General features: G+C 70.2%; 23 protein-coding genes and 1 riboswitch. Of the genes, 9 read left to right on the forward strand and 14 right to left on the reverse strand.

Going from position 1 to position 23,666, the window contains the following annotated elements:
* The 6 genes from ACFU5K_RS26540 to ACFU5K_RS26565 form a co-directional block, all read right to left on the reverse strand.
* The coding region (locus tag ACFU5K_RS26540; protein ID WP_384066024.1) for an FAD-dependent oxidoreductase at positions 1–479 on the reverse strand (479 nt) is incomplete at its 3' end.
* A 24-nt stretch (positions 480–503) separates the two neighbouring features.
* Complete coding sequence (locus tag ACFU5K_RS26545) at positions 504–1,307, reverse strand: ABC transporter permease (protein WP_384066026.1); 804 nt, start codon at positions 1,305–1,307, stop codon at positions 504–506.
* Positions 1,307–2,230: an ABC transporter permease gene (locus tag ACFU5K_RS26550; protein ID WP_384066028.1), complete on the reverse strand. Its 924-nt coding sequence runs from the start codon at positions 2,228–2,230 to the stop codon at positions 1,307–1,309. The genes ACFU5K_RS26545 and ACFU5K_RS26550 overlap by 1 nt, the downstream gene beginning before the upstream one ends.
* Positions 2,227–3,378: an ABC transporter ATP-binding protein gene (locus ACFU5K_RS26555; RefSeq protein ID WP_384066031.1), complete on the reverse strand. Its 1,152-nt coding sequence runs from the start codon at positions 3,376–3,378 to the stop codon at positions 2,227–2,229. The genes ACFU5K_RS26550 and ACFU5K_RS26555 overlap by 4 nt, the downstream gene beginning before the upstream one ends.
* Before the next feature lie 48 nt (positions 3,379–3,426).
* Positions 3,427–4,677 (reverse strand): spermidine/putrescine ABC transporter substrate-binding protein, encoded by a 1,251-nt coding sequence (locus ACFU5K_RS26560; RefSeq protein ID WP_384066032.1) that lies wholly within the window; start codon positions 4,675–4,677, stop codon positions 3,427–3,429.
* Positions 4,678–4,725: 48 nt separating this feature from the next.
* Complete coding sequence (locus ACFU5K_RS26565; protein WP_384066034.1) at positions 4,726–6,240, reverse strand: gamma-aminobutyraldehyde dehydrogenase; 1,515 nt, start codon at positions 6,238–6,240, stop codon at positions 4,726–4,728.
* 218 nt (positions 6,241–6,458) lie between these two features.
* Between ACFU5K_RS26565 and ACFU5K_RS26570 the strand changes: the two genes are divergently transcribed.
* Positions 6,459–6,998 (forward strand): NADAR family protein, encoded by a 540-nt coding sequence (locus ACFU5K_RS26570; protein WP_384066067.1) that lies wholly within the window; start codon positions 6,459–6,461, stop codon positions 6,996–6,998.
* Positions 6,999–7,086: 88 nt separating this feature from the next.
* On the opposite strand, the gene ACFU5K_RS26575 is transcribed toward ACFU5K_RS26570, so the two are convergent.
* The gene (locus ACFU5K_RS26575; protein ID WP_384066036.1) at positions 7,087–7,764 is read right to left on the reverse strand and encodes a DUF4190 domain-containing protein; all 678 of its coding nucleotides are present in this window, start codon (positions 7,762–7,764) and stop codon (positions 7,087–7,089) included.
* Between the two features lie 118 nt (positions 7,765–7,882).
* Between ACFU5K_RS26575 and ACFU5K_RS26580 the strand changes: the two genes are divergently transcribed.
* Positions 7,883–8,917: an adenosine deaminase gene (locus tag ACFU5K_RS26580; RefSeq protein ID WP_384066038.1), complete on the forward strand. Its 1,035-nt coding sequence runs from the start codon at positions 7,883–7,885 to the stop codon at positions 8,915–8,917.
* A gap of 22 nt (positions 8,918–8,939) precedes the next feature.
* A complete protein-coding gene (locus ACFU5K_RS26585; RefSeq protein WP_384066040.1) occupies positions 8,940–9,644 on the forward strand; it encodes a glycerophosphodiester phosphodiesterase in 705 nt (234 codons plus the stop codon).
* Between the two features lie 30 nt (positions 9,645–9,674).
* On the opposite strand, the gene ACFU5K_RS26590 is transcribed toward ACFU5K_RS26585, so the two are convergent.
* Both ACFU5K_RS26590 and ACFU5K_RS26595 read right to left on the reverse strand, forming a co-directional pair.
* Positions 9,675–10,211, reverse strand: coding sequence for a hypothetical protein (locus ACFU5K_RS26590; RefSeq protein WP_384066042.1), 537 nt, complete (start codon positions 10,209–10,211; stop codon positions 9,675–9,677).
* A 325-nt stretch (positions 10,212–10,536) separates the two neighbouring features.
* Positions 10,537–11,976 carry a gamma-aminobutyraldehyde dehydrogenase gene (locus ACFU5K_RS26595; RefSeq protein ID WP_384066044.1) on the reverse strand — a complete coding sequence of 480 codons (1,440 nt, stop codon included), beginning with the start codon at positions 11,974–11,976 and terminating at the stop codon, positions 10,537–10,539.
* Positions 11,977–12,154: 178 nt separating this feature from the next.
* Between ACFU5K_RS26595 and ACFU5K_RS26600 the strand changes: the two genes are divergently transcribed.
* The 5 genes from ACFU5K_RS26600 (at position 12,155) to ACFU5K_RS26620 (ending at position 17,281) form a co-directional block, all read left to right on the forward strand.
* Positions 12,155–12,646, forward strand: a complete 492-nt coding sequence (locus ACFU5K_RS26600; protein ID WP_384066046.1) for an Lrp/AsnC family transcriptional regulator — start codon at positions 12,155–12,157, stop codon at positions 12,644–12,646.
* Positions 12,631–14,010, forward strand: a complete 1,380-nt coding sequence (locus tag ACFU5K_RS26605; protein ID WP_384066048.1) for an aspartate aminotransferase family protein — start codon at positions 12,631–12,633, stop codon at positions 14,008–14,010. Before ACFU5K_RS26600 ends, ACFU5K_RS26605 begins: the two co-directional genes overlap by 16 nt.
* 220 nt (positions 14,011–14,230) lie before the next feature.
* Positions 14,231–14,968 (forward strand): ABC transporter ATP-binding protein, encoded by a 738-nt coding sequence (locus tag ACFU5K_RS26610; RefSeq protein ID WP_384066050.1) that lies wholly within the window; start codon positions 14,231–14,233, stop codon positions 14,966–14,968.
* Positions 14,950–16,113: a hypothetical protein gene (locus ACFU5K_RS26615; RefSeq protein WP_384066052.1), complete on the forward strand. Its 1,164-nt coding sequence runs from the start codon at positions 14,950–14,952 to the stop codon at positions 16,111–16,113. The genes ACFU5K_RS26610 and ACFU5K_RS26615 overlap by 19 nt, the downstream gene beginning before the upstream one ends.
* A 34-nt stretch (positions 16,114–16,147) precedes the next feature.
* Positions 16,148–17,281 (forward strand): LOG family protein, encoded by a 1,134-nt coding sequence (locus tag ACFU5K_RS26620; protein ID WP_384066054.1) that lies wholly within the window; start codon positions 16,148–16,150, stop codon positions 17,279–17,281.
* Between the two features lie 29 nt (positions 17,282–17,310).
* Here the strand turns inward: ACFU5K_RS26620 and ACFU5K_RS26625 are convergent, their stop codons facing one another.
* The 5 genes from ACFU5K_RS26625 to rlmN form a co-directional block, all read right to left on the reverse strand.
* Entirely contained in the window at positions 17,311–17,766 is a 456-nt protein-coding gene (locus ACFU5K_RS26625; protein WP_384066056.1) for an SRPBCC domain-containing protein, read from the reverse strand.
* A gap of 115 nt (positions 17,767–17,881) precedes the next feature.
* A complete protein-coding gene (locus ACFU5K_RS26630) occupies positions 17,882–18,907 on the reverse strand; it encodes an ABC transporter ATP-binding protein (RefSeq protein WP_384066058.1) in 1,026 nt (341 codons plus the stop codon).
* 2 nt (positions 18,908–18,909) lie between these two features.
* Positions 18,910–20,526: an ABC transporter permease gene (locus ACFU5K_RS26635; protein ID WP_384066069.1), complete on the reverse strand. Its 1,617-nt coding sequence runs from the start codon at positions 20,524–20,526 to the stop codon at positions 18,910–18,912.
* Positions 20,527–20,570: 44 nt separating this feature from the next.
* Positions 20,571–21,659, reverse strand: a complete 1,089-nt coding sequence (locus tag ACFU5K_RS26640; RefSeq protein WP_384066060.1) for a thiamine ABC transporter substrate binding subunit — start codon at positions 21,657–21,659, stop codon at positions 20,571–20,573.
* A 71-nt stretch (positions 21,660–21,730) separates the two neighbouring features.
* Positions 21,731–21,847, reverse strand: a riboswitch (TPP riboswitch).
* A 96-nt stretch (positions 21,848–21,943) separates the two neighbouring features.
* A complete protein-coding gene (rlmN, locus tag ACFU5K_RS26645; protein WP_384066063.1) occupies positions 21,944–23,050 on the reverse strand; it encodes a 23S rRNA (adenine(2503)-C(2))-methyltransferase RlmN in 1,107 nt (368 codons plus the stop codon).
* Between the two features lie 183 nt (positions 23,051–23,233).
* Here rlmN and ACFU5K_RS26650 point away from each other — a divergent pair, with 183 nt between their 5' ends.
* Complete coding sequence (locus ACFU5K_RS26650; RefSeq protein ID WP_384066065.1) at positions 23,234–23,575, forward strand: DUF6233 domain-containing protein; 342 nt, start codon at positions 23,234–23,236, stop codon at positions 23,573–23,575.
* Positions 23,576–23,666: the final 91 nt, after the last annotated feature.

Below are 23,666 nucleotides of genomic sequence, written 5' to 3' on the forward strand. Positions count from 1 at the left end.
GGCGCAAAGAGCTCCGGCGCTGCGCGCCTCCGGTCTCGGGATGCGTTTCCCTCCCCGGCTGAAGCCGGGGATACCCACGCAAGATCAGGGATGGAGTAACGGGCGACGGCCGCCTCGATGGCATCGAGGTTCCGCGCGCCCAGCTCCTCCAGTTTCCCGATCTCGCCCGGCCAGCGCTCCAGTCCGTTGGCGAGGCCGTGGGTCAGGGACGCCGCACAGAACCCGCCGTTGCGGCCCGAGGCGGCCCAGCCCACCTCGTCGCCCTCGATGAGGACGACATCACGCCCGGGGTCCCGCTCCTTGGCGAGCAGGGCGGTCCACAGGCCGCTGTACCCGCCACCGACGACGAGGAGATCGCAGCGCTCGTCCCCGGTGAGGGCGGCGAGTGCCGGGGGCCTTCCCGGGTCGTCGAGCCAGAAGGACAGGGGGCGTGCGTCGGAGAGTGATCGTGCGGCAGCACGCATGGCGTCCGGGGCCATGGTTTCCAACTCCTTCGGGTTCTTCTATCTTCCCGCATTGCTCTTCCGCCGGTTCGATATGAGCTGGCCGGCGAGAACCACCGCCACGGAGATGACGAACATGGCCGTACCGATGACGTTGATCTGCACAGGCGTCCCACGCTGGGCCGATCCCCAGACGAACATGGGGAAGGTCACCGTGGAGCCCGCGTTGAAGTTGGTGATGATGAAGTCGTCGAAGGAGAGAGCGAAGGCCAGCAGGGCTCCCGCGGCGATCCCGGGAGCGGCGATGGGCAGGGTCACGCGTACGAAGGTCTGGACGGGGCCGGCGTACAGATCGCGGGCGGCCTCCTCCAGCCTCGGGTCCATCGACATCACACGCGCCTTGACCGCCGTGACGACGAAGCTGAGGCAGAACATGATGTGGGCGATCAGCACGGTCCAGAACCCGAGCTGGGCCCCGAGGTTGAGGAAGAGCGTGAGGAGCGAGGCGGCCATGACGACTTCGGGCATGGCCATCGGCAGGAAGATCAGCGAGTTGATCGCGCCGCGTGCCCGGAAGCGGTAGCGGACCAGGGCGAAGGCGATCATCGTGCCGAGCACGGTCGCGCCGGCTGTGGCCCAGACGGCGATGCGCAGCGAGAGCGAGAGCGAACCGCAGAGGTCGGCGACGCCGCAGGGGTCCTTCCAGGCGTCCAGGGAGAACCGCTGCCAGGCGTAGTTGAAGCGTCCGTTCGGCTTGTTGAAGGAGAAGACCATGACGACGGCGTTCGGCAGGATCATGTACGCGAGCGTCAGCAGACCGGCGAGTACGACCAGGTTCCGGCGGATCCATCGGACTACGGGCATCAGACGAGGTCCTCCGTACCGGAGCGGCGGATGTAGACGGTGACCACGAGGAGCACGACCGCCATCAGGATGAAGGAGAGGGCGGCCGCCGTCGGATAGTCCAGGACCCGCAGGAACTGGGTCTGGATGACGCTGCCGACCATCTTGGTGTCGGTGGAGCCGAGGAGTTCCGCGTTGACGTAGTCGCCGCTCGCCGGGATGAAGGTCAGCAGCGTGCCGGAGACGACCCCGGGCATCGACAGCGGGAGCGTCACCTCGCGGAAGGTGGTGGCGGGGGCGGCGTAGAGGTCGCCCGCGGCCTCGTGGAGCCGGCCGTCGATCCGGTCCAGAGAAGTGTAGAGCGGAAGGATCATGAACGGCAGGAAGTTGTACGTCAGACCGCAGACGACGGCCATGGGGGTGGCCAGGACGCGGTTGTTCTCCGTCCAGCCGAGCCAGCTGGTGACGTCGAGGACGTGCAGGGTGCCGAGGAGGTCCACGACGGCGCCGCCGTCGGCCAGGATCGTCTTCCAGGCGAGCGTGCGGATCAGGAAGCTGGTGAAGAACGGCGCGATGACCAGCACGAGGACGAGGTTGCGCCAGCGCCCCGCCTTGAAGGCGATCAGATACGCGAGCGGGTAGCCGAGCAGCAGGCACAGGAGCGTGGCGGTGCCGGCGTACAGCAGGGACCTGATGAACTGCGGGTAGTAGTCGGTGAGGGCGTCCCAGTACGTCTGGAAGTGCCAGGTGACCTGGAACCCCTTCTCCAGGGAGCCGGTCTGCACGGAGGTCGACGCCTGGTAGACCATCGGCAGGGCGAAGAACACGAGCAGCCACAGGATGCCGGGGAGCAGCAGCCAGTAGGGCACGAGCCGCTTGCGGGCGGACGGCTTGCGGATCTCCGGCTCGGTGGTCCGCGCCGGTGGCGCCTCGGTGACGCTCACGCCGCGTCCTCCACGCTTTCCACGCCGGCGGCTATGTCCTGGGCGGCGTCCAGACCGAAGGTGTGGTCCGGGTTCCAGTGCAGGACGACCTCGGCGCCCGGGGCGAGGCCGGCGCGGTGCTCGACGTTCTGCTCGTAGACGTGCAGCGCCTCGCCCGCCGGGCTCTCGACGACGTACTGGGTGCTGACTCCGATGAAGCTGGAGTCGGTTATGCGTCCGGCGACGCGGTTGCGGCCCTCGGCTTCGGCTCCGGCGTCCTCGGCGCGTGCGAGGGAGATCTTCTCGGGGCGGATGCCGAGGAGCAGCCTGCCGCCGCTCGTGGCCGGGGCCTGACACCGCGATCCGGGCAGCCGGAGCTTGCCGCCGCCCGCGGAGACGACGATCTCCGTGCTGGTGGAGACGATCTCGCCCTCGATGAGGTTGGAGGTCCCGAGGAAGTTCGCCACGAAGGTGGTCCTGGGGTTCTCGTAGAGATCGGCGGGGGCGCCGAGCTGTTCCACCCGGCCGCCGTTCATGACCGCGACGGTGTCGGCCATCGTCATGGCCTCCTCCTGGTCGTGGGTGACGTGCACGAAGGTGATGCCCACCTCGGTCTGGATCCGCTTGAGTTCGAGCTGCATCTGGCGCCGCAGCTTGAGGTCGAGGGCGCCGAGCGGCTCGTCCAGGAGGAGTACCTGGGGGTGGTTGATGAGGGCGCGGGCCACGGCGACGCGCTGTTGCTGGCCGCCGGAGAGCTGGTGCGGTCGCCGGTGGGCGAAGTCGCCCAGCTGGACGAGGTCGAGCATCTCGCCGACCTGCTTCCTCACGGCCTTCACGCCGCGCCGCCGCAGGCCGAAGGCCACGTTCTCGGTGACGTCGAGGTGCGGGAAGAGCGCGTAGCTCTGGAAGACGGTGTTGACGGGCCTCTTGTACGGGGGGAGCGCCGTGATGTCGCGGCCGCCCAGGGTGACGGTGCCGGTGGTGGCCTCCTCCAGCCCCGCGATCATCCGCAGGGTGGTGGTCTTGCCGCAGCCGGAAGCGCCGAGGAGCGCGAAGAAGGAGCCCTGCGGGACGGTCAGGTCGAGGGGGTGCACGGCGGTGAAGGAGCCGTACGTCTTGCTGATCCCGGTGAGGCGGACATCGCCGCCCGCCGTCTGCTGCTGTGTCATGGGTCGCGGTCCCAGTGGTGTCGGGGGAGATCGGGAGGGGGCGGGCGGTCAGGCGCCGATGAGCTTGGCGAACTTCTCCTCGTACGCCGTCTCTTCTTCCGAGCTGAGGGAGCGGAAGGACCGCGACTTCGCGGCCATCGCCTTGTCGGGCAGGATCAGCGTGCTGGAGGCCATCGCCTCGTCGATCTTCGCGAGCTCAGCGGCGACCCCGTCGACCGGGCAGACGTAGTTGATGTACGCGGCGAGCTGGGCGGCCACCGGGGGTTCGTAGTAGTAGTCCATGAGCTTCTCGGCGTTGGTCTTGTGCCGCGCCCTGGCCGGGACCAGCATGTTGTCGCTCGACGTGATGTAACCGGCCGCCGGTATCGCGAACTTGATGTCCGGGTTGTCGGCCTGCAACTGGATGATGTCGCCTGCCCAGGCCACACAGGCCGCGATGTCGCCCTTGCTGAGGTCGGCGGTGTAGTCGTTGCCGGTGAAGCGGCGTATCTGCTTCCTGTCGACGCCCTTCTGTATGCGGCCGATGGCGGCGTCGTAGTCGGCGTCGCCGAAGGACCCGGGGTCCTTGCCCATGTCGAGGAGCGTCATGCCGACCGAGTCGCGCATCTCCGAGAGGAAGGAGACCTTCCCCTTGAGCTTGGGATCGTCGAGCAGTTGCGTGATGGAGTCGACCTTGCGGCCGCCGGTCGCCTTCTGGTTGTAGGCGATGACCGTCGGGATGCCGGTCCAGGGGTAGGAGTAGGCCCGCCCCGGGTCCCAGTCGGGAGTACGGAACTGGGGCGAGAGGTTCGCGAACGCGTGCGGCAGGTTGGAGGCGTCGAGCTTCTGCGCCCAGCCGAGCCGGATGATGCGGGCGGCGAGCCAGTCCGTGACGATGACGAGGTCGCGCCCGGTGTCCTGGCCCGCGGCGAGCTGCGGCTTGATCTTCCCGAAGAACTCGACGTTGTCGTTGATGTCCTCGGTGTACTTGACCTTGATCCCGGTGCGTTTCGTGAACGCGTCCAGGGTCGGACGGCGCTTCTCGTCCTCGCTGACGTCCATGTACTCGGTCCAGTTGGAGAAGTTGATCTGTTTCTCCGCTGCCGAGTGGTCGTCCGAGGCCGCCGCCGTGTCCCCCTCCCGCTTCGCGGGTGGGATGCCGCACGCGCTCAGCGTGCCGAGGCCGCCGAGCGCGAGGGCGCCCATGCCGGATGCTCGGAGGAGGGAACGGCGGGTAAGGGCTCCCCTGCCGTTTCTGAGGCTGCGCCTCACGGCGGCAAGCTGGGGCGCGGAGAGGCGCTCGGGCTCGTACTGCTCCATACGCGTTGCCCTTCCGGGTGGGTGGGGCCGCCTGGTGGCGGCCGCTTGCTATCGGTCCCCGAAGACGGTGCGGTGCCAGTCCTTCCTGGCCACCGCGGTGTTGTCGTACATGACGTGCTTGACCTGCGTGTACTCCTCGAAGGAGTACGACGACATGTCCTTGCCGAAGCCACTGGCCTTGTATCCGCCGTGCGGCATCTCGCTGATGATCGGGATGTGGTCGTTGATCCACACGCAGCCCGCCGCGATCTCGCGGGTCGCGCGGTTCGCCCGGTACAGGTCGCGGCTCCAGGCGGACGCGGCGAGGCCGTACGGGGTGTCGTTGGCGAGGCGGATTCCCTCGTCGTCGGTGTCGAAGGGCAGCACCACGAGGACCGGGCCGAAGATCTCCGAGCGGACGACCTCGCTGTCCTGGGCGGCGCCGGTGATCAGGGTGGGCCGGTAGTAGGCGCCCGCGGCGAGTTCGCCGCCCGGGGCCTCGCCGCCTGTGACGACGGTGGCGTAGGCACGGGCCCGCTCGACGAAGCCCGCCACCCGGTCGCGCTGCTGGTGGCTGATCAGCGGGCCGAGGTCGGTCGACGGGGCGAAGGGGTCACCGAGCCGCACGGTCTCCATCAGCGCCGCGACGCCCGCCACGAACGCGTCGTACAGGGGGCGCTGGACGTAGGCGCGGGTGGCGGCCGTGCAGTCCTGGCCGGTGTTGATGAGCGAGGCGGCGACCGCGCCGTTCACCGCGGCGTCGAGGTCGGCGTCGTCGAACACGAGGAACGGCGCCTTGCCGCCCAGTTCGAGGTGCAGGCGCTTGACGGTGGCCGTGGCGATCTCGGCCACCCGCCTGCCGACCGCGGTGGACCCGGTGAAGGAGGTCATCACGACGTCGGGGTGTCCGACGAGGTGCTCCCCCGCGTCGCGGCCGGCGCCGGACACGATGTTGATCACACCGTCGGGGATCCCCGCCTCCGTGGCCGCCTGCGCGAACATCACCGAGGTGAGCGGCGTGATCTCGGCGGGCTTGAGCACGATCGTGTTGCCCGCCGCGACGGCCGGGAGGATCTTCCAGGCTGCCATCTGGAGCGGGTAGTTCCACGGGGCGATCGACCCGACGACCCCGATGGCCTCCCGGCGTACGTACGAGGTGTGGTCGCCGCTGTACTCGGCCGCGGACCTTCCCTCCAGGTGGCGGGCGGCGCCCGCGAAGAACGAGGTGTTGTCCACCGTCCCGGGCACGTCGAACTCGGTGGACAGCTTGAGCGGCTTGCCGCACTGCAGGGATTCGGCGTACGCGAAGTCCTCGGCCCGCGCGGCGAGTACGGCGGCGAATCGGTGAAGAGCGTCCGAGCGCTCGGCCGGGGTGGTTCCCGACCAGCCGGGGAACGCCACGCGGGCGGCGTCCACGGCGGCGTCGACGTCTTCGGGGCCGGCCAGTTCGTACCGGCACACCGTCTCGCCCGTGGCCGGGTTCACCACCTCCTGGTGGCGCCCCGACGTGCCTGCTCGCGGCCGTCCGCCGATGTACTGCGCACCCTCGGCGAAGCGGTCCTGCACCTGGAAGCCGTTGCCCATGACGCTCTCCTCCGCCACCCCCCTGACCAGGGGCGGCGTAGCTTCTTCTCGAATTGAGTGCCGATCCTGACAGAGGGGACCTCTACCAACAAGTGATTCCGTTGTTTCCTTTTGGTTACGCGACGGAATCTGTCGACGATGTGTCGCGTGAACACGGAAATCCCCATACCGACTGTCAGTGGCGGATGTCAGACTCGGCTGCCATGGGACAGGAACACATGGACGACCTCCTGGCGCGCACGGCACGCGGTGAACGCGTGAAGTACCTGCCCTTCTGGGGGCATCGGCCCCGCGCGGACGGCACACTCGGGACGGGCTGTCTCAGCCAGTGGTGGCCCTCACCCTTCACGGTCGGCTCCGTGACCTACGCCTCCGCCGAGCACTGGATGATGGCGGGCAAGGCGAGGCTCTTCGGGGACGCGGAGGCGGAGCGGCAGGCCGTGGAAGCGGGCAGCCCGGCGGCCGCGAAGAAGGTGGGCAGGCTGGTCAGGGGTTTCGACCAGACGGTCTGGACCCGGGAGCGGTTCGGCCTGGTGGTGGAGGGAAGCGTCCACAAGTTCGGCCAGGACCCCGCGCTGCGGGCGTACTTGCTGGGCACCGGGGAGCGGGTGCTCGTCGAGACGAGCCCGCTGGACCGGATATGGGGCATCGGGCTCGCCAAGGACGATCCACGCACCGCGGACCCGGCGTCCTGGCAGGGACTGAATCTGCTGGGCTTCGCGCTCATGGAGGCGCGGTCACAGCTGCGCGCGGGGTGACACGCGGCGGCCCGGGCGGGGAGATGGTCCTCCCCGCCCGGGCCGGGGCGTCTGCCGTCCCCCCGGCAGGGCGCGCGCCCCGCGAGGGTCAGCGTGTGGCGCCGACGACCAGTGATGTGGCGTACGGGTCGTCGTAGTCGAACTCGCTGCCCGACTCGTCGTTGGCGATGGCCCAGATCAGGAAGCCGAGGAAGACGGCGCTGATGACGATCGAGACCGACCCGAGGATGATCCCCGCGAGGGCCATGCCCCCGTTGGTCGCCTCTCCTCGCTTGGCGCGGCCCCGGCCGATGATTCCGAAGATCAGCGCGAGGATGCCCAGGATGATGCCGAGCCCCCACATGCAGAAGCCGACCACCGCGATGATGCCGAGCACCATCGCGGCGATACCCAGGCCGTTCGCGGGTGCCGGAGCTCCCCAGGACTGGGGCTGTGCCCCGTATCCGGGGTATCCCGGATAGCCGTACGACGCCGCGGGCGCGGCAGGTGCCGCCGGGTAGCCGTACTGTGCGGGCTGCCCCGGTCCGGTCGGCGCGATCGGCGGCGCGGGCACGCCGGTCTGCTGCGGACCGAAGGCTCCGGCCTGCGGCGCCGGTATCGGCCCGGTACCCGCGTCCACGCCCGGCATGGACGTGACCGTGGGCTGGTCGTGCACCGCCGGCGGGCGTGGCTCCGCGGACTTCCCCAGATCGACCCTGCTGTCCGGCGGAGCCCACGGATCGCGCGGCGCGCCCCCGCCCGCGGGCTGCTGTGTGTTGTCTGACATGGGCCTCCCCCATCGTGATCCCGCCATGCTACGACCCGGCACCGGTCCGCACGGCCCCGCCTACGATGATCGGTGCAGCCGGTGTGCCCGGCGGGAAAACGAGATCCGGGAGATTCCGATGAACGACCTGCGCCCCTTCATCGCGGGGCTGCCCAAGGCAGAGCTCCACGTCCACCACGTCGGCTCCGCCTCGCCCCGCATCGTGGCCGAACTGGCGGCCCACCATCCCGACTCCAAGGTCCCCACGGACCCGGAGGCACTGTCGGACTTCTTCACGTTCACCGACTTCGGGCACTTCATCGACGTCTACCTCTCGGTGGTGGACCTGATCCGCACCCCGGAGGACGTCCGGCTGCTGACCTTCGAGGTGGCCCGTGACATGGCGCGGCAGAACATCCGGTACGCGGAGCTGACCGTCACGCCGTTCAGCTCGACCCGCCGGGGCATCCCCGAGCAGGGCTTCATGGAGGCCATCGAGGACGCGCGCAAGGCCGCCGAGGCCGAGCTCGGCGTCGTCCTGCGCTGGTGCTTCGACATCCCGGGCGAGGCAGGCCTGGAGGCGGCGGAGGAGACGGCCCGGCTGGCCGTGGACCTGCGGCCGGAGGGGCTCGTCTCCTTCGGTCTGGGCGGGCCCGAGGTCGGCGTGGACCGCCCGCAGTTCAAGCCGTACTTCGACCGCGCGATCGCCGAGGGCCTGCACTCGGTGCCGCACGCCGGGGAGACCACGGGCCCGCAGACCGTCTGGGACGCGCTGACCGCGCTGCGCGCGGAGCGCATCGGCCACGGCACCAGCTCCACGCAGGATCCGCAGCTGCTGGCCCACCTCGCCGAGCACCGGATCGCCCTGGAGGTCTGTCCGACGTCAAACATCGCCACGCGCGCGGTGGCCGACATCGAACGGCACCCGATCAGGGAGATGGTCCAGGCCGGCGTGCTCGTCACCGTCAACAGCGACGACCCGCCCATGTTCGGCACCGATCTCAACAACGAGTACGCGGTCGCTGCCAGGCTGCTCTCCCTGGACGAGCGCGGGGTGGCGGCGCTGGCGAAGAACGCCGTCGAGGCGTCGTACCTGGACGCGGCGGGCAAGCGGACGCTCGCCACCGAGATCGACACGTACACGACGAACTGGCTGGACGCTCCCGGCCGGTGAACCTCACGGTCACAATGGCCCCATGACCACCACCGTCACCGCCGTGGCCCACCGCGGCGATCCCTACCGTGCCCGCGAGAACACCCTGCCCTCGATCCGGTCCGCCGTGGAACGGGGTGCGGACGCGGTCGAGATCGACGTCCGTGTCACGCGGGACGGGGTGCCGGTCCTGCTCCACGACGCCACGCTGGAGCGCTTGTGGGGCCACGACGTCCGCGTCGACCGACTGGACCACAAGCAGCTGGTCGAGCGGACCGGCGGCGGGGTGCCCACTTTGGACGAGGCACTGTCCGCCGCCGGTACCTGCCGGATCATGGTCGATCTCCCCGGCTCGACCGACGTGTCCGTACGCAGGACGGTGGGCACGGTCCGCGAGTGCGGGGCGGACGAGAGGGTGTATTACTGCGCGGACACCCACGCGATGCTGCGTGTGCGCGCCGCTGATCCGTCGGCCGAGATCGCGCTGACCTGGACGACGCTCGCGCCCCCGCGCCCCGTGCTGCTCGGCGCGGTGCGGCCGCGCTGGCTGAACTACCGGTTCGGTCTGCTCAGCCGTGAGATCGCCGACCGGGTCCACCGCGACGGGCTGCTGGTCTCCGCCTGGACTGCGGACACCCGGCGCACGATGCGCCGGCTGATCGCGTGCGGCGCTGACTCGATCACGACCAACCGCATCGGCACCCTACGCGCCGAACTCGCCAACTCGGCCTCTCGTGAGCGCACTTGATCGATCCGGCATCATAGTCGGTGCAGTGAGTCAGGCCGTCAACGGGGCGGGCTGCGTGAGGGTGGGCGCGTCCCCCATCGCCTCCAGTCGCTTGATCATGCGCCGGACGACCAGCAGCGGGATGACACCGAAGACTCCGAAGGACATGTCGATGACCGTCCACCAGAGGGGGATGTCCCGGATGGGTCCGCAGATCAGTGCCAGCGGAATGATCCCCGCGCACGCGATCATGCCGAACTCGATCACCCAGATGTTGCGGACCGGGTCGCGATAGGGCCCGTAGAAGGCGACGGCGATGACCAGGTGGGCGAAGGCCAGCCAGTCGGTGCCGTAGAGCACGAAGGGGTACTTCGCGTCGGCCTCGTCGAGGCCGGTCCGCACCCGGGTGATCCACTCGGTGAGGGCCGGCAGGTGTTCGGGGAAGGGAGAGGCCGAGGAGGTCAGAAGGTCCTCGGCCCAACGGAGTTCATGCACCAGGGGAAAGGCGGTCAGTCCGCTCAGCACCAGGCAGACGATGAAGACGACCAGCCACACGCGTATGCGCCGCGACAGCGCTCGCTCGCTCATGACTGGCAGCGTACGCCCATCATGAACACGTTCAAAAGTTGGGGTGGGCCGACGCACCCCTCCCCGGTGCGCGAGGGCTGGCGGGACATCAGGTGGTCCGGAATCGAGCGCACCCGCCCAGCACGTCGGGCCGTCGGCGCGCCGGGCAATGGGCCAACCATTTAGCGGAGTGGGGCCGTTGCGCGCACGCTGTCCATGCGCGCGGCTACGGGCAGGCGATCGCCCGGGCGGAGCGCACATCAGCGGATCCCGTGAACGCCTGAACGGCCCCGGGCCTGAGCCCGGGGCCGTCGGTTCGGGCGCCGCCCCTCGAAGGCGCCGCCACTCAGCCGTCGAGCGAGGTCATGACGTGCTTGATGCGGGTGTAGTCCTCGAAGCCGTACGCCGAGAGGTCCTTGCCGTAGCCGGACTTCTTGAACCCGCCGTGCGGCATCTCGGCCACCAGCGGGATGTGGGTGTTGATCCACACGCAGCCGAAGTCGAGGTTCTTGGACATCCGCATCGCGCGGGAGTGGTCCTTGGTCCACACCGAGGAGGCCAGCGCGTACTCGACGCCGTTGGCGTACTCGACCGCCTGCGTCTCGTCGCTGAAGGACTGCACGGTGATGACGGGACCGAAGACCTCGTGCTGGATGATCTCGTCGTCCTGCTGGAGCCCGGACACGACGGTCGCGGCGTAGAAGTAGCCCTTCTCGCCGACCCGGTGGCCGCCGGCCTCGACCTTGGCGTGCGCCGGGAGGCGCTCGATGAAGCCGCTGACCTGGGCGAACTGGTTGGCGTTGTTGAGCGGGCCGTAGAGCACGTCCTCGTCGTCCGGCATGCCGGTCTTGGTGTCGGCCGCCGCCTTGGCCAGCGCGGTGACGAACTCGTCATGGACGGATTCGTGGACCAGGACGCGGGTCGCGGCCGTACAGTCCTGGCCGGCGTTGAAGTAGCCCGCGACGGAGATGCCTTCGACGGCCTTGGCGATGTCGGCGTCCTCGAAGACGACGACCGGGGCCTTGCCGCCGAGCTCCAGGTGGACGCGCTTGACGTCCTTGGCCGCGGACTCCGCCACCTGCATGCCGGCCCGTACCGAGCCGGTGATGGACGCCATGGCCGGGGCCGGGTGCTCGACCATCGCACGGCCCGTCTCGCGGTCGCCGCAGATGACGTTGAAGACGCCCTTGGGCAGGATCTGCCCGATGATCTCGGCGATCAGCACGGTCGACGCCGGCGTGGTGTCGGACGGCTTGATGACGACGGTGTTGCCCGCGGCGAGAGCCGGGGCGAACTTCCACACGGCCATCATCATCGGGTAGTTCCACGGGGCGACCTGGGCGCACACGCCGACGGGCTCGCGGCGGACGATGGAGGTGAGGCCCTCCATGTACTCGCCGGCGGAGCGGCCTTCGAGCAGCCGGGCCGCGCCCGCGAAGAAGCGGATCTGGTCCACCATCGGCGGGATCTCTTCGGTGCGGGTGAGTTCCAGCGGCTTGCCGGTGTTCTCCGACTCGGCCGCGATGAGGTCCTCCGCCCGGTCCTCGAACGCGTCCGCGATCTTCAGCAGGGCCTTCTGGCGCTCGGCGGGCGTGACGTCACGCCACGCGGGGAACGCGGCGGCGGCGGCGTCCATGGCGGCATCGACATCGGCCTGCCCCGAGAGGGGGGAGGTCGCGTAGACCTCTTCCGTCACCGGGCTGACCACGTCGATGGTCCGCCCGTCCGCGGCGTCCCGGAACTCTCCGTTGATGTAGTTGCGCAGGCGGCGCACCTCGGTGGTCACAACCACCCCTCCTGTTCGGCTGTCCGATGGGTGAGACTTCCACCCTAAACCGTGTGGTGACGCTTTCGACATACCCAACCACCGTGAACTTCGGATTCAGTGAGATTCGAGCACTCAGACAACGCATTTCATCGCTTCACGCTTGCCAGACAGACGACCAGCGGTGCAGAGTGGAGGTGTGGCCAGCCGTAGCACAGACTCCAGGAACGGGAGCGGACCGTCACCAGCGGTCGACGCCGTGTCCCTCGCGATCATCGAGCAGCTCCAGGAGGACGGACGCCGTCCCTACGCCGCGATCGGCAAGGCCGTGGGCCTCTCCGAGGCAGCCGTACGACAGCGTGTCCAGAAGCTGCTCGACCAGGGCGTGATGCAGATCGTCGCCGTCACGGACCCGCTCACCGTGGGCCTGCGGCGTCAGGCGATGGTGGGCATCAACGTCGAGGGCGACCTCGACCCGGTGGCCGAAGCCCTGTCGGCCATGGCCGAGTGCGAGTACGTGGTGATGACCGCGGGCTCCTTCGACCTGGTGGTGGAGATCGTCTGCGAGGACGACGACCACCTGCTGGAGACGATCAACAAACGCGTCCGGGCCATACCCGGGGTGCGCTCCACCGAAAGCTTCGTCTACCTCAAGCTCAAGAAGCAGACCTATATGTGGGGAACCCGATAGCCGTGAGCAAGGACCTCAGCCGTACCGCGTACGACCACCTGTGGATGCACTTCACCCGCATGTCGGACTACGAGAGCGCGCCCGTCCCCACCATCGTGCGTGGCGAGGGCACCTACATCTACGACGACAAGGGCAAGCGCTACATCGACGGCCTCTCCGGCCTCTTCGTGGTCAACGCCGGACACGGCCGCCACGAGCTCGCCGAGACGGCGTACAAGCAGGCCCAGGAACTGGCCTTCTTCCCGGTGTGGTCCTACGCCCACCCCAAGGCCGTCGAGCTGGCTGAACGGCTCGCCCACCACGCCCCCGGCGACCTCAACAAGGTCTTCTTCACCACCGGCGGCGGCGAGGCGGTCGAGACCGCCTGGAAGCTGGCCAAGCAGTACTTCAAGCTCCAGGGCAAGCCGACCAAGTACAAGGTCATCTCGCGCGCGGTCGCCTACCACGGCACCCCGCAGGGCGCCCTGTCCATCACCGGGCTCCCCGCCCTCAAGGCCCCCTTCGAGCCGCTGGTGCCCGGCGCGCGCAAGGTGGCGAACACCAACATCTACCGTGCGCCGCTCTTCGGCGACGACCCGGAGGCCTTCGGCCGCTGGGCCGCCGACCAGATAGAGCAGGAGATCCTCTTCGAGGGCCCCGACACCGTCGCCGCGGTCTTCCTGGAGCCCGTGCAGAACGCCGGCGGCTGCTTCCCGCCCCCGCCCGGCTACTTCCAGCGGGTGCGGGAGATCTGCGACCGGCACGACGTGCTGCTCGTCTCCGACGAGGTCATCTGCGCCTTCGGCCGCCTCGGCACGATGTTCGCCTGCGACAAGTTCGGCTACGTCCCGGACATGATCACCTGTGCCAAGGGCATGACCTCGGGCTACTCCCCCATCGGCGCCTGCATCATCTCGGACCGCCTGGCAGAGCCGTTCTACCGGGGCGACAACACCTTCCTGCACGGTTACACGTTCGGCGGCCACCCGGTCTCCGCCGCGGTCGGTCTCGCCAACCTCGACATCTTCGAGCGCGAGAACCTGAACCAGCACGTCCTGGACAACGAGAACGCGTTCCTGACGACGCTGCAGAAGCTGCACGACCTGCCCATCGTCGGGGACGTCCGGGGCAACGGATTCTTCTACGGCATCGAGCTGGTGAAGGACAAGGCCACCAAGGAGACGTTCACCGACGAGGAGACCGAGCGCGTCCTGTACGGCTTCCTCTCCAAGGCGCTGTACGAGAACGGCCTCTACTGCCGGGCCGACGACCGGGGCGACCCGGTCGTCCAGCTCGCGCCGCCGCTGATCTCCGACCGGTCGACCTTCGACGAGATCGAGGGCATTCTGCGCAATGTCCTCACGGAGGCGTGGGCGAAGCTCTGACCGACGCTCCGGCCCCACCGGAGAACACCCGCCCCGAAAGTCATTTCATACGGTCTACACGGCCCGAATGCACCCGTTCGAGTGAGAAGGGGCGCATCCGGGCCGTGTGCTGTCCCGACACCCCGGTCCGGCTGCCTAGCGTGCCGAGTAACCGATCGGCCTTGCCTTCGTTCCCCCGTACGAGGGAACGGGAAATCTGATCCGAACCGAGGTGTACGCCATGGTGGCCCCGCCCGACAACGACGTGATCTGGGGACGTTCCCTGCACCACTCCCACAACGGCTCCCCGGGGCTGTCCGGTGTGTCCGTCGGGGTCCGTGACGGTGAGATCCTCGCGGTCACCGGCCCGCGCGGGAGCGGGAAGACCACCCTGCTGCACTGCCTGTCCGGCCAGTTGGTGCCCGAGCAGGGCGAGGTGTGGTTCAACAGCACCCCCGTGCACACCATGGGCCCCAGGGTGCGCGAGCAGTTGCGCCGCGAGCGCTTCGGCTGGATCGGCGCCGAACCGCAGCTCGTCCCCGAACTGACCACCTGGGAGAACGCCGCCCTCCCCCTGCTGCTGCGGGGCGTTTCGCACCGGGCCGCGAAGAAGGCGGCCGCCGAGTGGCTGGAGCGGCTGGACATCGGCCCCCTCGCCAAGACGCGTCCGCACGCGCTGCTCCAGTCGCAGCGCCAGCGGATCTCGGTGGCCCGCGCGTTGACGGCCTCACCTTCGGTGATCTTCGCCGATGAGCCGACGGCGTCCCTGCACCGCGCCGAACGCGCACAGCTCCTGCGCACCCTGACCACGGCGGCACGGTCGCACGGCATCACCGTCGTCCTCGCCACCCACGACTCGGAGGTCGCCTCCCTCGCCGACCGCGTGGTCGCACTGCTGGACGGCCGCCGCGTCACCACACCCGCCCTGCCCGCCGCGTCCGACCCGGAAGGCCGCTCGGCGTGCTCGCTCTCCGTCTGACCCGAGGATCGCACCCCCTGGTCCTGATGCGGCGTCTGATCCTCGCCGCCGCGTCGGCCGGGGTCGGATTCCTGCTCCTGTGCACCCTCGGATACGCCTCCGGGCACCCGGCGGACGCGGCGAGCTCCGTCATGCGGCTGCTGTGGTGCGCCGTACCGCTGGCCGCGACGGTGCAGTTCGCCGTCGCCGTGGCACGTACCGATCCGAGCACCCGACCGCGCCCCGGGCTCTTCGCCGCGGGTCTCGGCCCGGTCCGCCTGGCGGCGCTGGCGGCGGTCTCCACCGCCGTGTCCACGACGCTGGGATCGGCGGTGGCACTGCTCTTCTTCCTGCATCTGCGCGGGGACCTCACGGGACTGCCGTTCGACGGCGGGGCCGCCGATTTCCTGGGCGCGGGCACCTCTCTGCCGCTCGCCGCGGTCGTCATGCTGCTGGCCCTGGCTCCCCTGGCCTCGTCGGCGGCGGGCGGGCTCGCGGTACGCGCCAGGCCGGTCGCGCCGTCGGAGGCCCAGGAGGCCGAGGAGGAGCTCGCGCCCTCGGCCGCGCCGACGGGCCTGCCGTGGGGCGTGGCACTCACCGCGGCCGGTCTCGCGGTCGAGGCCTACGCGAGCCGGGGCTCGGCCGGCAGCCCCTTCCCGCTGCCCGGCCGGCTCGACTCCACTCCTGCGGCCGTGCTGGCGGGCTGGGTCCTCACGGCGGTCGGCCTGGCCATGGCGGGCCCCGGTCTCACCCATCTGTGCGGGCGGCTGCTCCAGGCCGTGCGCCCCGGGGCCGTACGGCTGCTGGCGGGCCGGGTCCTGATGGACGAGGCGACCCGGATCGGCCGCCCGCTGGGCGTCCTCTGCGCGGTGGTGTCCGGGGTGTTCGCCGCCTCGGTGCTTTACACCGGCGGGCCGCGGCCCATCGGACCGCTCACCGCGCTCGGTGCGATCCTCGTCGTCGGCTGCACCACCGCGACCCTCCTGACCTCGGCACTGGAGGCCAGGCAGGCCCGCACCCGTGCGGCCGGGACCCTGCTGCGGCTCGGCGCCTCCGCCTCCGCGCTCCGCAGTGCCGCCGCCCTGCGGGCGCTGGTGCTGCTCGCCGTCTTCACCCCGCTGACCTGGGCGATCGCGGAGCTGGCGGCACTTCCTCTGACGGAGTGACGTCCTCCGCCGTCGCCGTACGTAGCATGGCCACGTGGAAAATTCGGACGAGAGTACGTACGCACCCGGCATCGAGATCGAGGCGCTCGCCGCGTTCGACCGGGCGGTCGCGGCCGGAGCCCTGGCCGGGCACCGTGTCCAGTCCGTCGACCTGACGGAGCGGGGCGACGCGCTGCTCACGACGGACACGCGCGGCGCGGTGTTCCTCGGCTGCCGTATCGCGCCGCGCGCGGAGGCGAAGATACGGGCGGACGGGGCCTTCGTCTTTCCCCCGGTGCCCGGTCTGCCCTTCGACCCCTACCGCGGGCTGCTCTACACCCCGGACGCGCTCTACGAGGGCCTGGCAGAGGGCGGTTACGCGTCGACGCCGGACGCCAGGGCGTACAGCTGGTTCCAGCTGACCAGGTCGAACGGCGACGTCTTCGCGTCGATGCTGCGGGCCCTCCACGACGACGCCGTCTCCGACGCGCTGGACGAACACCTCGCCGGCGCCCGGGTGGTCGGCGTCATGGGCGGGCACGCGATGGCACGCGGCTCCGCCGAGTACCACGGCGCCGCCCTGCTCGGCCGGGAGCTGGCCCGCAGCGGGCTGACCGTGGCGACGGGCGGCGGCCCTGGCGCCATGGAGGCTGCCAACCTCGGCGCCTACGCCGCCCCGCACTCCGACGCGATGCTGCTCAAGGCGTGCGAACTCCTCACCGCCGCACCTTCGTTCAGCCCCTCGGTCACCGACTGGGCCTCGGCGGCGTTCGCCGTCCGCGAGCGCTGGCCCGACGGCGGTTCGTCGGTCGCGGTACCCACCTGGTTCTACGGCCACGAGCCGCCGAACGCCTTCGCGGACCACATCGCCAAGTACTTCGCGAACGCCGTGCGCGAGGACGGCCTGCTGGCCCGCTCGAACGCCGGCGTGATCTTCCTGCCCGGCGCCGCCGGAACGGTGCAGGAGATCTTCGACAACGCGACACCGAACTACTACGAGTCCCGGTCGGCGCCCACGCCCATGGTGCTGGTGAACCGCGCGCACTGGACGGAGAGGCTGCCCGCCTGGCCGCTGCTGCGGGCCCTGGCGGCGGACCGGCCGATGGAATCGCGCATCGCGCTCGTCGACTCCGTCGACGAGGCCGCCGGTGCGCTGGCCCGGCTGACCGACGGCGCCACTGCGGGGTGATCCCCGGCAGGCGCCCGGCCGGGACGCCGTCAGCGGGCGGCGGCGAGCTTCGCGTCCAGGGCGTCGAAGAAGGCTTCCCAGCCGTCCTCGGCCGCGGCGTACTGCTCGGGGGTGAGGTTGCCCCCTCGCTGCCGGAAGACCATCTCGGTGGTCCCTCCGCTCTTCTCGGTGAGGGTGACCGTGACGGTCTCGCCCTCGGCTTCCGCCGGCGCGCTGCTGTCCTTCAGCGTGAAGACGAGCCGCTTCGGGGCGGACACCTCCTTGTACACACCGTGGAACGGCATCTCCACCCCGGGGACCACGATGACCAGGCTCCACGAGCCGCCCGGGGTCACGTCCATAGACACCTGGTCCAGCGGCACGTGCGCGTCGCCCCCGTACCAGACGGCAAAGTGCTCGGGGACGGTCCATGCCTCGAAGACCCTGTCCCGCGGCGCCTGGACGACCCGGGTGATGTCGATCCCCTCGCGCTCGGACTGCGTCATGGTCCCTGCCCCTTCCGGACGGCCGTGCGACCAGGGGACCACGGCCCGGGACGGGCCGCCAGCCGGTCATGCCACGTACCCGGCCCGTATCCGCGTGGCCGGCCCACGCGCCGCGCTATCCGGCCACGGGCAGGACCACCGTCTCGGCCGGGTCGAACGTCACTCCCACCACGGCCCCTTCTTCCGGGGTGTCCCGCAGGGAGCACTCGGCCTCCAGGGCGGGCCCCTCTCCGGGGTGCAGGACGACGCTGACGTGATGGCCCCGGAAGGTGCGTACGCCCGCCGTGCAGCGCAGGCCGTCCCGCGGTGCGCCGAGCCGGATCCCGCCGGGCCGGACCAGCAGCTCGCACCGGCCCTGGGGTGATCCCTCGGGCACCGGGACCTTGCCCCAGACGGTGTCGGCCGCCGTACCCGTGACCGTCGCGTCCACCAGGTTGTCGAAGCCCAGGAAGCGGGCCACGAAGGGGGACGCGGGGCGCTGCCAGACCTCCAGCGGGGTGCCTTCCTGGGCGATCCCGCCCTCGCGCATGACCACGACCCGGTCGGCGAGGGCGAAGGCCTCGCCTTGGTCGTGGGTGACGGCGAGCACCGTGGTGCCCAGCCGGCCGAAGAGGGCGCGCAGTTCGACGACGAGGCGTTCGCGCAGGCTGCGGTCCAGCTGGCCCAGCGGCTCGTCGAGCATCAGCAGTCTGGGGCGGGGAGCCAGCGCCCGGGCGAGGGCCACCCGCTGCTGCTCGCCGCCGGACAAGGCGGCGACGGCCCGGCGGTCCGCGCCTGGCAGGCCGACCAGGTCCAGGAGTTCCCCGGCCCTGCGCTCGCGCTCGGCGCGGGGGACGCCGTGCATCCGCAGCCCGAACTCGACGTTCGCGCCGACGTCCCGGTGCGGGAACAGCTGGTGGTCCTGGAACATCAGCCCGAGCCCACGCCGGTGGACGGGCAGCGGGGCCTGGTCGGCGCCGTCCAGGAACACACGCCCCGCGTCCAGGGGCTGCAGCCCGGCCACGGCTCGCAGCAGCGTCGACTTCCCGCTGCCGCTCGGCCCCAGCACGCAGACGATCTCGTGGTCGGCGACCTCCAGGTCCACGGCGTCGAGCGCGGTCCGTCCACCGAACCGGACCGTGGCCGAATCCACTTCCAGCATCTTCAGAACTCCCCGGATCGGTCGGTACGGATTCGTTCGAGCACGAGCAGGGAGGCCGCGCAGACGAGCATCAGGATCGTGCTGAGGGCCATCGCCTGGCCGTAGTTGAGCTCGCCCGAGCGCCCCAGAAGCCTGGCCACCGCGACCGGCAGCGTGGGGTTGTCCGGGCGGGCGATGAACACGGTGGCGCCGAACTCCCCGAGCGACACGGCGAACGCGAAGCCCGCGGCCACGAGCACCGCCCGCCGTATCAGGGGCAGGTCGACCTCGCGCCACGCACGCAGCGGCGAGGCACCGAGCACGGCCGCGGCCTCACGCAGCCGGTCGTCCACCGCGCGAAGGACGGGCAGCATGATGCGTACGACGAAGGGGACGCCCACCAGTGCCTGGGCGAGCGGGACCAGGATCCAGGAGGTACGCAGGTCCAGTGGCGGCCGGTCAAGGGTGATCAGGAAGCCGAAGCCGACGGTGACCGCCGACACCCCGAGCGGCAGCATCAGCAGTGCGTCGAAGCCCCGTACCAGCCGTCCCGCGCGCCGCCTGGTCAGTGCGGCGGCGGCGAGGCCACCGATCAGGAGGGCGATGACGGTCGCCACCAGCGCGTAACGCAGGGAGTTCCCGATGGCGTCGAGGGGCGGCACGAGGAAGGTCGAGCCGCTCGCGTCGGCGGACTGCAGCGCGCGGTAGAAGGCGAATCCGTAGCCGCCGGAGGTGTCCAGGGAGCGTTCCACCAGCACGCCGAGCGGCAGCAGGACGAGCAGAAGCACGCTGAGCAGCACACCACCCAGCAGGGCCCGCTGCCCCGCTCCGCGAGGAGGCCGGGACGTCTGCGCCGGGTCGACCAGCTTCAGCGCCGTCTCCCTGCGGCGCACGGTCCGGGCGTGGACGGCGAGGATTCCGCCGACCGCGGCGAACTGCACCAGGGTGAGCACGGCGGCCGTCGGGAGATCGAGCAGCTGCGCGGTCTGCCGGTAGATCTCCACCTCCAGGGTGGAGTAGGCCGGACCGCCGAGGATCTGGACGACGCCGAAGGAGGTGAAGGTGAAGAGGAAGACCATCAGCGCGGCGGCGGCCACGGCGGGCGCCAGCGCGGGCAGGGTCACCCGTCGCCAGGCGGCGAGACGTCCCGCCCCGAGCACCCGGGCGGCCTCCTCCTGGCGGGGGTCGAGCTGGGACCAGAGTCCGCCCACTGTCCGTACGACGACGGCGTAGTTGAAGAACACGTGGGCGAGCAGGATCGCCCACACCGTGGTGTCGAGCCGTACGCCCCAGAGCTCGTCGAGGAACCCCCCGCGCCCCAGCAGTGCCAGGAACGCCGTGCCGACCACGACGGTCGGCAGGACGAACGGCACCGTCACCACGGCGCGAAGCAGTTGCTTGCCCGGGAAGTCGAAGCGGGCGAAGACGTACGCGCCGGGCAGCGCGATCAGCAGGGTCAGCGCCGTCGAGGCGAGAGCCTGCCAGGTCGTGAACCAGAGGACGTCCAGGATGGCGGGCCGGCTCAGCACCGTGCCGATCCGGCCGAACTGCCAGACGCCGTCCGCCTTCAGCCCCCGGCCGACGATCGCGGCGACCGGGTAGGCGAAGAACAGCGCGAAGAACGCGACGGGCATGGCCATCAGCCCGAACCGCACCGCGTTGCCCCGCCACGCGGGAGGCGCGGCTACCTTACGACGAGCGAGGACCATGACTGGACCCACTGCTCACGGTTCTTGGCGATCTTCTCCGGGGCCACGCTCGCCGGCTTGTCCACGGTGGCGCCGAACTTCGTGAAGAGCTCCGGCAGCTTCGCGTCCTTCGCCACCGGGTTCACGAACATGTTCAGCGGCATGTCCTCCTGGAACCGCTTGCTGATGAGGAAGTCCAGCAGCGCCTTGCCGCCCGCCTCGTTCTTCGCGCCGTTCAACAGGCCGGCGAACTCGATCTGGCGGAAGCACGTACCGGTGGCGACGCCGGTGGGGGCCACGGCAGGCTGCGGATCGGCGTACAGCACCTCGACGGGCGGGCTGGAGGCGTAGGAGACGACGAGCGGCCGGTCCGCCTTGGCCTTCTTCCCGCCGGCCGAGCCGGAGAACTCCTCGTTGTACGCCTGCTCCCAGCCGTCGACGACCTTGACGCCGTTGCTCTTCAGCTGCTTCCAGTAGTCCTGGTAGCCGGTCTCGCCGTGGGCGGCGACGGTGCCGAGGAGGAAGCCGAGACCCGGCGACGAGGTCGCGGCGTTCTCGGTGACGAGGAGGTTCTTGTACTCGGGCTTCAGCAGGTCGTCGAAGGACTGCGGCGGGTCGAGCTTCCTGTCGGCGAAGTACTTCTTGTCGTAGTTGACGCAGATGTCGCCGGTGTCGACGGGCGTGACCCGGTGCTTGTCGCCGTCCAGCTGCGTGTCGGCCGCGACGCGTTCGAGGCCCTTCGCCTCGTACGGTGTGAAAAGGCCGTTGTCGAGGGCCCGGGAGAGCAGCGTGTTGTCGGCGCCGAAGAACACGTCGCCGCGCGGGGACCCCTTGGTCAGGATCTCCTGGTTGAGCGCTGCTCCGGCGTCACCGCTCTTGAGTACCTTGACCTTGTAGCCGGTCTCCTTCGTGAACGCCTTCAGGACGGTGTCCGAGGCGTTGAAGGAGTCGTGGCTGACCAGCGTGACGGTCTTGGAACCCCCGGCTCCCGCAGCGCCGTCGTCGTCACTCCCGCAGCCCGCGAGCACGGACACGCCGAGCGCGGCGGCGAGTGCCGTCGCCGCGTACTTCGTGGTGGTGTTCATGTGATTCCTCCTGGAGATGACCAGGAAGAGACGCGGCCCCACCCGCTCGGCGAGCGGGCAGGGCGCAACAGCTTGAGTAAGGTCCGAACTTCCTACCCGGAATGACCCGGGCGAGGTTCAGAGGGTCTGCGGCCGACCTGTCCTCGGTGCCGCACTCTCAGCGCTGTGGCGCTCCCCTGTCGGAATATGAAGTTGATTCGCGAACCAGGCTACACCGGCGGGACGATCGGGACCGGGCGGACGGAGCGGACCGGGCCGGCACCGCCGGACCCGGCCGGTCTCTCTCAGCGCTCGGAGGCCGCCAGCTGCCCGCAGGCCCCGTCGATCTCCTGGCCGCGGGTGTCCCGAACGGTGACCGGCACGCCGTGAGCCGCGATGGCCTCCACGAACGCCTTCTCGTCCTCGGGCCGCGAAGCGGTCCACTTGGAGCCCGGCGTCGGGTTCAACGGGATGAGGTTGACGTGGACCCGCTTGCCCTTGAGCAGCCGTCCCAGCCGGTCACCGCGCCAGGCCTGGTCGTTGATGTCGCGGATCAGCGCGTACTCGATGGAGATGCGGCGGCCGGACTTCTCCGCGTACTCCCACGCGGCGTCCAGGACTTCGCGTACCTTCCAGCGGGTGTTCACGGGTACGAGGGTGTCGCGCAGCTCGTCGTCCGGGGCGTGCAGGGACACCGCGAGGCGGCACTTGAAGCCCTCGTCGGCGAAGCGCAGCATCGCGGGGACCAGCCCGACCGTGGACACCGTGATCCCGCGCTGCGAGAGCCCGAGGCCGTCGGGCTCCGGGTCCGTCAGCCGCCGGATCGCCCCGACCACGCGCTTGTAGTTGGCCAGCGGCTCACCCATGCCCATGAACACGATGTTGGACAGCCGTGCCGGTCCGCCCGGGACCTCGCCGTCGCGCAGCGCGCGCATGCCGTCCACGATCTGGTGCACGATCTCGGCGGTCGACAGGTTCCGGTCGAGACCGGCCTGCCCGGTCGCGCAGAAGGGGCAGTTCATGCCGCACCCGGCCTGCGACGAGATGCACATGGTCACCCGGTCCGGATACCGCATGAGGACGGACTCGACGAGCGTCCCGTCGTGCAGCTTCCAGAGCGTCTTGCGGGTGGTGTCGTCGTCGCAGCTGATGTGGCGGACCACCGACATCAGGTCGGGGAACATCGCCTCGGCGAGCTTGTCCCGCGAACCGGCCGGGATGTTGGTCCACTCCGCCGGGTCGTGCGTGAACCGCGTGAAGTAGTGCTGCGACAGCTGCTTGGCACGGAAGCCCTTCTCGCCGGTCGCGGCGACTGCTTCCTTGCGCTCGTCGGGTGTGAGGTCGGCGAGGTGCCGCGGCGGCAGCTTGGCTCCGCGGGGCGCGACAAACGTGAGTTCTCCGGGCTTAGGCATGGTTCACCCAGTGTCGCAGACACGCCGTGGTAGTAGAGGCCGTCAGCGGGCCGGAGGCCGCGCAGCGGGCGCCGGCGGGCCTCGGACGGGCCGCGACAGCACGGTGCGGCCCGGAGACAGTGACCGATCGCACGACGGGGAAGAAGTGCGCAGGGTGGAACATGGGGGCATAGAATCGAATACGTGTCCGATAACCTTTCCCGTCTGGACCGCCTCCGGATCGTGCGCGAGTGGCAGGCCTATCAGCTCGGCCGAACCGATCGGACCATCGCCGAGCTGGAGGAGCGCGAGGCCTCGGCCGCCCGGGCGGCCCGCGTCCTGCCGCCGCCTGCGCCCGGCTGGAAGCTGTCGGTGCTGCGCGCGGGTGGCGGGAACCAGGCGGACGCCGTCCACACGGGCGACTGCGGTATGGGCGGAAAGCGGACACAGGCCATGACTCGGGAGCAGGCCCTGCGCGCGCTCACCCAGGACGGGGTCATGGCCTGCCCGTACTGCCGGCCGGACAGGGAACTCGGGGTGCTTTGACATCCTCCCCGGGCTGAAGCAGGGGGATTCCTGGCTCAGGCTGCCTCCGGGAGCGGCGCTCCCAGAGGGCTTCCACCATCAGCACCAGCCG

Source organism: Streptomyces sp. NPDC057428, from assembly GCF_042803195.1.
In the GTDB taxonomy this organism is placed as follows: Bacteria; Actinomycetota; Actinomycetes; order Streptomycetales; family Streptomycetaceae; genus Streptomyces.